The organism is Pseudomonas edaphica, assembly GCF_005863185.1.
Taxonomy (GTDB): Bacteria; Pseudomonadota; Gammaproteobacteria; order Pseudomonadales; family Pseudomonadaceae; genus Aquipseudomonas; species Aquipseudomonas edaphica.
In genome coordinates this window covers 1-6,239 of record NZ_VBVZ01000373.1, presented here as the reverse complement: position 1 = coordinate 6,239, position 6,239 = coordinate 1, and the positions used below count along the sequence as shown (strand labels likewise).

Genomic DNA, 6,239 nt, shown 5'->3' with positions numbered 1-6,239 from the left:
GATTTTTAGCCTGACACACCGCCATCGCAGGCAAGCCAGCTCCCACATTGAATCTTCATTGTTTGGAGGGTTTCTATGCCTGCCACCACCGCTCAATCAACCGCAGCCCATCCAGTTCGCCGTAGGGCGCCGTCAGCGGCCCATGACTCACGCGGTTCGAGCGCGCCGCCACGGAGCTGGCGAACAGCGGCACAATCGCGCCGCCGTCATCGCGGCACAGGGCCTGCATTTCGTTGTACATCTCTTGGCGCAGCGGCGCGTTCATCTCGCCACGGGCGGCGGTGAGCAGTTGGTTGAAGCGTGGGTTGTCCCAGTGGGTTTCGTTCCAGGCTGCACCTTTGGCATAGCCGATACTGAACATGCGGTCGGCGGTCAGGCTGCTGTACCAGAACGAGGTGGTGAATGGCTGCTTCATCCACACATTGGAGAAGAACCCGTCAGCGGGTTCGCGCACCACGTCAATGTCGATACCGGCCTGGCGCGCCTGCTCCTTGAACAGCACCGAGGCGTCCACCGCGCCGGTGTAGGCGGCGTCGGAGGCTTGCAGCCGTACCTTGAGCGACTCCACACCGGCTTTGCGCAGGTAAAAGCGTGACTTGTCCGGGTCGTAAGTGCGTTGCTCCAGCGCCGCGTTGATAAAGCGGCTGCCGGGCTGGATCGGGTGGTCGTTGCCAACCAGGCCATAGCCATGCAGCACTGAGGCCAGCAAGGTTTCGCGGTTGATCGCGTGCTTCATCGCCAGGCGGATGTCGTTGTTCTTGAACTCGTTGCTGTCGCACAGCATCGGGAAGGTGTAGTGCTGGGCGCCCTTGGTTTCCTCGATCACAAGATTTGGATTGCGCTTGAGCAAGGCCACGGTTTTCAGGTCGACCTTGTTGATCACATCCACTTGCCCGGTCACCAGCGCATTGACCCGCGCCGCGCCGTCGGCGATGGCCAGCAGTTCTGCGCTGGCGAAGTGCGCGCGGCCGGTTTTCCAGTAATCGGGGTTGCGTTCCAAGTCCATGCGCACGCCGGGTTCAAAGCTTTTCAAGCGGTAACCGCTGGTGCCCACACCGGCCTGCCAATCGGCGCCGCCGTCCTTGGCGGGCATGATCACCAAATGGTAATCGGCGACTACATAAGCAAAGTCGGCATTGCCGGAATGCAGCTCGAACACCACCGTATCATTGCCCTTGGCGCTGACACTGGCGACGTCACCCAGTACGGTTTTGGCCGCCGACGTGGAGTCTTTGCTCAGGTGGTGATTGATCGACGCCACCACATCGTCGGCGCTGAGGCTTTTGCCGTTGTGGAAGGTCACGCCCTGACGCAAGTGAAAGGTCCACACCCGCGCATCCGGGGTGGATTCAAAACGCTCGGCCAGCTCGGGGATCGCGCTGCCGTCGACGGCGATTTCAGTCAGCGTGTTGTACACCGCCGAGAAGCCGACGAACGTGAAGGTGTCGACCCAGGAGCCGGGGTCCCGCGAATCGGTGGTGCTGCCGCCGGCCAGGCCCAGGCGCAGCACACCGCCGGCTTTGGGTGTCGCCTCTTCGGCAAACGCGTGCAACGGCAGGCCCATGGAAAACGCTGCCGCCACCGCACCCGCCACGGCGCTGTGTTTGAGAAAGTCCCTTCGGTGCATCGCTTGAGTCATTTTGTTGTTGTTTTCGCTCATGGTCTTGCTCCTCTAAAGGTCAACAGGCACAGGCATGTTTGAGCTCGATCAAGGTCACGCCATTGCGTTTGAAACCGTTGCGCAAGTCCGTCTGCAACTCATCCAGGTTTTTGGGTTGGTTCACGGTGCAGCCGAACGCCTGGGCGAACAGCGCAAAGTCCGGGTTGCGTGGCAGCACGCCGATGGGCTCGATGTCCAGGCTGAGCATGTCGTCGCGGATCTGGCCGAGGGCGTCGTTGTTCCATAGCAGCACCACCAACGGGCTGTGCAGTTCCTCGACCGCGGTCGCCAGTTCCTGGGCGGTGTAGAGGAAGCCACCATCGCCCACCAACACCAGGCCCGGACGCAGCGGCGCGCCGAACTTGGCGCCAATGCCGGCAGGCAAGCCATAGCCCAAGGTGCCGTAGCCGGTAGGGTGCAGCCAACTGCGCGGGGCGCGGCTGCGGTAGGCGTAGTTGCCGGTGTAGGCCAACTGGGTCATGTCGCTACTGATAAATGCGTTGGCGGGCAGCTCGGCCTCGATACGCTCAAGAATGCCTTGGTGAATGGCCTGCAAAGGGCCGTGCCCCAGCTCGACCGCCTCAAGCAATGTCGCGACCTGTTGGCTTGCCGCATCGGCGTTACGCGGCGCAGGCGGCAGACGTTCGAGCAAGGCCAGCAAGGTCTGTTGGGCATCGCCTTTGAGCGCCACGGCGCAAGGGTAGAAATCGTTGAACTTGCGCGGGTCGATATCGATGCGCAGCAGTTCGCCGGTGATGGGCAAGCGCTCGCGCCAGTAATCGGTGTCGGCCATTTCCGTGCCGACGGCCAGCACCACATCCGCCTGGCTGATCAGTTGCCAGCCGGGTTCCACGCACAGGGTGGCACCGGCATTCAGCGGGTCATTGACCGGCAGTAAACCCTTGCCGGCCACACTGCTGAAAAACGGCGCCGCCAACAACGTGCTCAAGCGCTGCAACGCATCACCCGCCGCCAGCGCGCCGCCACCGGCAATGATCATGGGTTGCTTGGCCGCCGCGAGCTTGGCTACGGCCAGCTCCAGCGCCTCGGCCGATGGCAGGCCGCGTCCCGGGCGCCGCACGACTTCATGGCTCCAGTCGCGTTTGATGGGCGCTGCCAGCACATCCAGCGGCACTGAAATATGCACCGGCCGTGGCCGCTCGCTGTCGAACACCGCATAGGCGCGGGCGATCAATTCGGGCAAATCCTCGGCACTCAAGGCCAGCGCCGAAAACGCGGTGATCGGCGCGGTGATGGCGCGCTGGTCCTGGGTTTCGTGCAGGCTGCCCCAGCCTTTGCCGAGGCTGGCGGTGTGGTTGACGCTGGAGATCACCAGCATTGGGATCGAGTCGGCGTAGGCCTGGCCGATGGCGGTGGCGGCGTTGGTCACGCCAGGCCCGGTGATCACAAAGCACACGCCCGGTTTGCCGCTGACCCGCGCATAGCCGTCGGCCATAAAACCGGCGCCCTGCTCGTGGCGTGTCAGCACGTGGCGAATGCCGCTGCCGGGCAAGCCTCGATACAGTTCCAGGGTGTGCACGCCGGGAATGCCGAACACGGTGTCGACGCCATAATTAGCCAGCAACCGCACCAGGGCCTGGCCGCCGGTCAGGGTCTTATCTTGCATGTTCATCTCCTAGGCGAATCAACGCATCCACCGCCAGCGTGCCGTGGGCATTGACCAACAATGGGTTCACATCCAGTTCCAGCAACTGCCCGGCGTTGGCGCAGGCGTAATCGGCCACCGCGCGAATGGCCGCCACCAACGCATCCATATCCGCCACTTCACGCCCGCGAAAACCTTGCAGCAAGGCCGCGCTGCGCAGGCTGAGCACGGCGTTGCGAATCGCCTCATCGGTGGTCGGCAGCAGCAGGCTGCGGCTGTCTTTGAGCAATTCCACGAGGATCCCGCCAGCGCCAATCACCAGGGCCAGGCCAAAGTCATTTTCCCGCTTGATGCCCACGATCAACTCGGCCAAGGGCTTTGTAGCCATGCTTTCCAACAGCAATTGATCAAAGACAATGCCCGGCGCATAAGCGCCGATTTGCTCGCGCATCTGCTCCAGCGCGGCGGTCAGTGCGACACCGTCTTTCAGGTTGAGCGCCACTGCACCGGCTTCGGTTTTGTGCGGCAGGTCGGTGCTGACGGCCTTGAGCACCAACGGATAGCCCAAGAGTTTGGCGTCTGCGATGGCGCGCCCTGGCGTGCTCAGCACCGCCGCTGGCGTGCTCAAGCCAAAGGCGCGCAAGGCTTGTTTGGACGCCCATTCATCCAGCGCCAGGCCATGGCCCGCAAGAGGCTGAGGGCACAGCGGTGCAAGGATCGACTCGCCGCGTTCCAACAACACACGGCGATGGTTTTGATAGTCGGCAATCCGCCCCCAGGCAGCCAGTGCATCTTCCACCCCTTGCAGCGCGGCAATGCCGTGGGCATGCAGGCGTTCGCGGGCATGGGCCGGCAGTAATTCGGGAAAGGCCGAGGTGACGAATCCGGTTTTGCCATGACGACTGAGCGCAGCGCAAAACAGCGCCAGCAACAGGTCGCATTCCTTGCGCTCGCCAGTGAATTCGGCCGGGTAATCCAGCACCAGCATCGCCGCATCGGCATCGGTGCGAAGGGCCGTTTCGAGCATGCGTTCGAGCGCCTCGCGGTCGCCCCAGCTAGCGGTGGTGAAGTCCAATGGGTTAACCAGGTTGGCATAGCTGGGCAGCACCTGCGCCAGTTCGGCGCGCTGGCCTGCGTCGAGCTTCGGCAAGGCCAGTTGGTTGCGCTCGGCGTAGTCGGCAATCAGCCCCGCGTCGCCACCGGAACAGGCCAGTGCGATCAGGCAATTGCCGCCAGGTAGATTGCCGCAGGCCGCCGCTTTCAAGGTTTCGACAAAACTCACCGGCCCACTCACGCGGATCACGCCAAGGCGCGCAAACAGGCTGTCGTACAGCGCATCGGAACCAGACAGCGAACTGGTGTGACTCAAGGCCAACTCGGCGCCGATCTGCGACACGCCGGTTTTCAGCGCGATAATCGGGATGCCTTTTTCCAGCGCCTTGTGCGCCGCGCGGGCAAACCCCGGCACATTCTTCAAACCTTCCAGGTGCAGGCCGATGGCGGTCACGCGCGGCTCATCGAGCAGCACGTCCATCAACTCGGCAACCCCCAACTGTGCCTGGTTGCCCACCGACGCCATATAAGCAATGGGCAGCGAGCGGTCGCTCATCGACAGGTTGTAGGCAAAGTTGCCGCTCTGGGTGAGCACCGCCACGCCCTTCTCTACCGCCTTGCCGCCGTGGGCCACCGGCCACAGCGCGGCGCTGTGCAAATAGTCCAACAAGCCGTAGCAGTTGGGGCCGAGCAAGGCCATGTCGCCCGCCGCCGAAATAAGCTGGTGTTGCAGAGCCGCACCATTGGCGCCTGTTTCGGCAAACCCCGAGGCATAGCAAATGGCGCCGCCAGTGCCGAGGGCGGCGAGTTCGGCCACACAGGCCAAGGTCAGCTCACGGTTAGTCGCGATAAACACCGCATCCGGGCCGTAAGGCAAATCGGCAACCCGACGCACACACGGGATGCCGTCGAGGCTGTCATGCTGCGGGTTGACCAGCCACATCGGCCCGGTAAAACCGCCGTCGGCGCAGCGCTTGAGGGCGCGGGCCATGCTGCGCCCGCCGACAAAAGCCAGGTGCCGGGGCGCCAGCAGGCGCTTGAGGTTGTCGCGAATAGCCTGGGACATAAGCGTTCTCCGCGCCGGTCAGCGCAACAACGGCCGCAACAGTTCACGGGCAATAATGTGCCGCTGGATTTCCGAAGTGCCTTCCCAGATCCGTTCGATCCGCGCGTTACGCCAGATGCGCTCCACCGGCCCTTCATCCATCAAGCCCATGCCGCCAAAGATCTGCACGGCTTCATCGGCTACCTTGCCCAGGGTTTCACTGGCAAACAGCTTGGCCATGCCGGCCTCACCGTCAGTCATGCTGCCCTGGTCCATCTTCCAGGCGGTGTGCAGGGTCAGAAGCTCGGCGGCGCGAATCTGCGTGGCCATGTCGGCCAGCTTGAAACTCACGCCCTGGTAGGTGCCGATGGGCTGGCCGAACTGCTTGCGGTCCGCCGCCCATTGCAGCGACACCTCCAGCGCACGCTGGGCCTGGCCGACGCAGTTGGCAGCGACCATCACCCGGCCAGCGGTGAGCCAGGCGTTGGCGACCTCCCAACCTTTACCGACTTCGCCCAGCACTTTGGAGGCTGGCACGCGGCAGTCGTCGAAGAACATTTCATAGGTGTGATAACCGCGGTTGCTCACACACTTGGGGCCACGGCGGATGGTCATGCCGGGCGTGCCGCGATCGACCAGGAATGCAGTCACCGCATTGCGCTGGCGGCCGCTGTGTTCGTAGGTGTCGGTGACGGCAAACACGATGGCAAAATCGGCATGGCCAGCGTGGCTGATGAAGTGCTTGCTGCCGTTGATCACAAAGTCATCGCCGCTGCGTACGGCGCTGGTCTTGATCGCATTGGCGTCGGAGCCAGCGCCGGGTTCGGTCAGCGCGAAACAGTCAACTTTCTTGCCTTGCACGCACGGCAACAGGT

Annotated in this window: 4 protein-coding genes; all 4 read right to left on the bottom strand. The window is 63.3% G+C overall.

What is annotated here, in order from left to right; translation table 11 throughout:
• Nucleotides 1-73 precede the first annotated feature (73 nt).
• A complete protein-coding gene (locus FEM54_RS21860) occupies nucleotides 74-1,660 on the bottom strand; it encodes an ABC transporter substrate-binding protein (protein WP_017139012.1) in 1,587 nt (528 codons plus the stop codon).
• A gap of 19 nt (nucleotides 1,661-1,679) precedes the next feature.
• Nucleotides 1,680-3,287, bottom strand: a complete 1,608-nt coding sequence (locus tag FEM54_RS21855; protein ID WP_138452972.1) for a 5-guanidino-2-oxopentanoate decarboxylase — start codon at nucleotides 3,285-3,287, stop codon at nucleotides 1,680-1,682.
• On the bottom strand, nucleotides 3,277-5,385 hold the full coding sequence (locus FEM54_RS21850) for an acetate--CoA ligase family protein (RefSeq protein WP_138452970.1): 2,109 nt from the start codon (nucleotides 5,383-5,385) through the stop codon (nucleotides 3,277-3,279). Before FEM54_RS21850 ends, FEM54_RS21855 begins: the two co-directional genes overlap by 11 nt.
• An 18-nt stretch (nucleotides 5,386-5,403) precedes the next feature.
• Nucleotides 5,404-6,239: acyl-CoA dehydrogenase family protein (locus FEM54_RS21845; protein WP_138452967.1), on the bottom strand; the 836-nt coding region annotated here is incomplete at its 5' end.